Source organism: Enterovibrio nigricans DSM 22720 (assembly GCF_900167155.1).
In the GTDB taxonomy this organism is placed as follows: Bacteria; Pseudomonadota; Gammaproteobacteria; order Enterobacterales; family Vibrionaceae; genus Enterovibrio; species Enterovibrio nigricans.
The window spans coordinates 1-3,315 of the sequence record NZ_FUXU01000168.1 but is presented as its reverse complement, the minus strand read 5'-3'; the positions used below and the strand labels follow the sequence as shown (position 1 = coordinate 3,315).

Below are 3,315 nucleotides of genomic sequence, written 5' to 3'. Positions count from 1 at the left end.
ATGGGTGTAGCCGATCAGATCGTAGCTTCTAGATTTAGTTCCATCGATTTAAGCAACAAAGCCTTGGTACCTTGTGCAGTATCAGTGATGAAGTCGCAGCGGCATCAACGGAACTGGCAACGGTTATGACCCAATCTGCGGCGAATGCGCAACAAGAACAAGGTGAGATTGAGCAAGTTGCCTCCGCGGTTACAGAGCTTTCTAGCACCGCAAACAATGTGTCAGACAATGCAGTGAACGCTGACCATGCAGCACGTCAAACGGACGATCTGGCATCACAAGGTCTGGCCATTTTCGCTCAGAGCTCTCAAGCTGCACATCAAATGGCGGAATCGATTGAGAATACAGCGAGTGTTGTGAACACGCTTCAGGAGCAGTCACAGCGTATCAGCCATGTGGTTGAGGTCATTCGTGGTATTTCAGAGCAAACGAATTTGCTGGCATTGAATGCGGCGATTGAAGCTGCGCGTGCCGGTCAATCCGGCCGAGGTTTTGCGGTTGTCGCTGACGAAGTGCGTATGCTTGCGGCGCGAACTGAAGCGTCGACCAAAGAAATCCAGCAAATCATTGAAGGTTTGCAAGTTCAGGCTGCACAAGCAGGTGATAGCATGGGCACGTGTATGGATGTTTTATCCCGTACCCAAGAGCTAAGCTCACAGGCCAATGAAGCCCTGACTGGCATTACGCAATCCGTGGCGCAAATTACAGACATGAATACCTTGGTTGCAACCGCTGCTGAGCAACAGTCTGCGGTTACGCTGGACATCAACCGTAATATCAGCAATGTTTCTGAAATTATTTCGCAAAATGTTGCGGGCATCAGCCAAAGTGCGCAAGCAAGCCAAGAGTTGTCTCAGCTTGCGGAAAGCCAAAAACAAGAACTGGGCTTCTTCCGATTGTAACTGTTTGATATATAAAATAAAAGCCGTCTTTATGACGGCTTTTTTCGTTTGCTGGCCGCGTGAATTATTTATCACCGTGAATGATCGTTTCATCTCGTCATTGCATTTTCAGCTACTTGTCTTATTATGATAATAATTCTCATTATCATAAAGCGGACGCTATGACTGAATTCATATCCAGAATACTGACGCCTACTTCAAGAGCGCAACGCCGTTCATTGCGTTATCACCGATTAGTCGTGCCAGCGGTTCTTTTGGCGCTTGTCGTTGCAGAACCAACTCGGGCGACGGTGCTTCCCACTTTATCTGACGCTTTTTGGCAGGTAGCTGCGTATGTTGCTGCAACGCTAGCACTGTTCCACTATCTATCTGAAAAATTTGATCGCAAGGGTGTTTTTCTCAATACGATCATGCGTCACAAGAATTTGCAGATACTGTTTGCTTCTTTTATGGGGGCTTTGCCCGGGTGTGGAGGGGCCATCGTCGTCATTACGCAATTTGTTAGAGGCAACCTGAGCTTCGGGAGTGTCGTTGCAGTATTGACGGCCACTATGGGGGATGCGGCGTTCTTATTGTTAGCCACAAAACCTCATGATGGCGTTTTTATGCTGGTGCTGGGCTTTTTTGTTGGTTTAATTTCAGGTCGTATTGTGGATGCGCTACATGGCGAGCATTTTTTACGGCCTAAAGTGAAACAAAAAGCGAGAGACGTTGTTTGCACCGAGGAATGTCAAAAGCCATTTATTAGTGCACAGGGGCGTTTTTGGCAGTGGTTGGTGGTGCCAGCGCTTGCAGTCGCGTTGATTGGTTCGTTCCAGTTAGATACTGACAGTCTTCTGAGTATGCCCAAGGGGACGACCGAATTACTGGGGGCGGTATTGGCAATCATTACGGTCACCTTCTGGGCCGTGCAGCGTGAGGCAAACTCTTACGAATCGGTTGTCGGTGAAGACCCCAAATGTCAGCATGCACATTTGTTCCAGCGTGTGGCGCAAGACACGAATTTTGTCACTGTCTGGGTGATTGCTGCTTTCCTTGCTTTTGAACTTACCGTGTTGGCTTTTCATATTGATCTTGCTGGCGTGTTTGGAGACTGGACGCCGTTGATGCCTTTATTTGGTGTGTTAGTTGGATTATTGCCTGGGTGTGGCCCTCAAATTTTAGTTACAAGTTTATATATAAGTGGCGCTGTTCCTATGTCTGCCCAAATTGGGAATGCCATTTCGAATGATGGTGATGCGCTTTTCCCTGCCATTGCTCTTGCACCTAAAGCTGCCATTGTTGCGACAGTATACTCAACAATTCCTGCGCTATTTTTTGCATACAGTTATTATGCACTGGTTGAAATGTGACCTGCTTATGTTTATAGCCGTAATAGAAGAAAAAAATGGGGAACTTATTCCCCTTTTTTTTGCGTTTTATGGGTGAATTTCTAGCGCGTTTCTGTAGTAAAAAGTGACCAATATGCATAGTTATTGGTGAAAAAAAAATAGGCGACAAATTTGGTGTGGCTATTTTATGGTCTGTTTGGTTTCGAATTTGTTGTTTAATTGATTTTTATTTGTGTCATCACAAGTTCGCAAGTGTGACCTGGGTTAAATATACTGATAGTTCCCCCCAAAAAAAAATATCTAATTTCGTAAAACCGCTGTTAATCTCCTTGCGAATTAAATGTGACAAGAAAGTAAATCTTGAAAAGGAGTATTCAACGATGAATGCGGAAGCAAAAAAGATGTCCCTGACGACCCGCGTGCTTGTGGGCATGGTTTTGGGTATTGTCACCGGATTTGCGATTCGATTGTTGTTTGGCGAAGAAGGCTTCGTTAACGAGTACATCGTCAATGGTTTGTTTGACGTTGGTGGTCAAATTTTTGTTGCTAGCTTGAAAATGCTGGTTGTGCCGTTAGTTTTTGTTTCCCTTGTTTGTGGCACCAGTTCATTAAAAGACATTGCGACGTTGGGTCGTCTTGGCAGTAAAACGTTGATGTTCTACCTGGGAACGACCGCTCTGGCCATTACACTGGCGATGAGTTTGGCTTTGCTATTTGGGCCAGGTAAAGGCGCAGATCTTTCCGCCGCCTCTACGTTTACGGCAACGGAAGCACCTACGTTGGGAGAAGTCATTGTCGATATGTTCCCGACAAACCCAATCAGCTCAATGGCGGAAGGTAATACTCTTCAAATCATCATCTTTGCTTTGTTGTTTGGTATTGCGATCAGTGCGTCTGGTCAACCTGGTGAGCGTGTTGCGGCATTTTTCCGTGATTTGAATGAAGTGATTCTGAAGCTGGTTGCGTTGTTGATGAACCTTGCACCCTATGGGGTGTGCGACGTGAAGTCGTATGAAGCGCTGTTCACCGCTCAACGAGTGAACCATCTGTATCACCAGATGAACCTAGGAGCCTGAATAAAG

Annotated in this window: 1 protein-coding gene and 2 pseudogenes; all 3 read left to right on the top strand. The window is 46.1% G+C overall.

What is annotated here, in order from left to right; genetic code table 11:
• Window positions 1-68: 68 nt before the first annotated feature.
• Window positions 69-902, top strand: a pseudogene (locus B5D35_RS23165) (methyl-accepting chemotaxis protein); the annotation flags it as partial.
• Window positions 903-1,063: 161 nt separating this feature from the next.
• Window positions 1,064-2,254 carry a putative manganese transporter gene (locus tag B5D35_RS23160; RefSeq protein ID WP_078754758.1) on the top strand — a complete coding sequence of 397 codons (1,191 nt, stop codon included), beginning with the start codon at window positions 1,064-1,066 and terminating at the stop codon, window positions 2,252-2,254.
• 359 nt (window positions 2,255-2,613) lie between these two features.
• Window positions 2,614-3,228: pseudogene (locus tag B5D35_RS23155) on the top strand (dicarboxylate/amino acid:cation symporter); the annotation flags it as partial.
• Window positions 3,229-3,315: the final 87 nt, after the last annotated feature.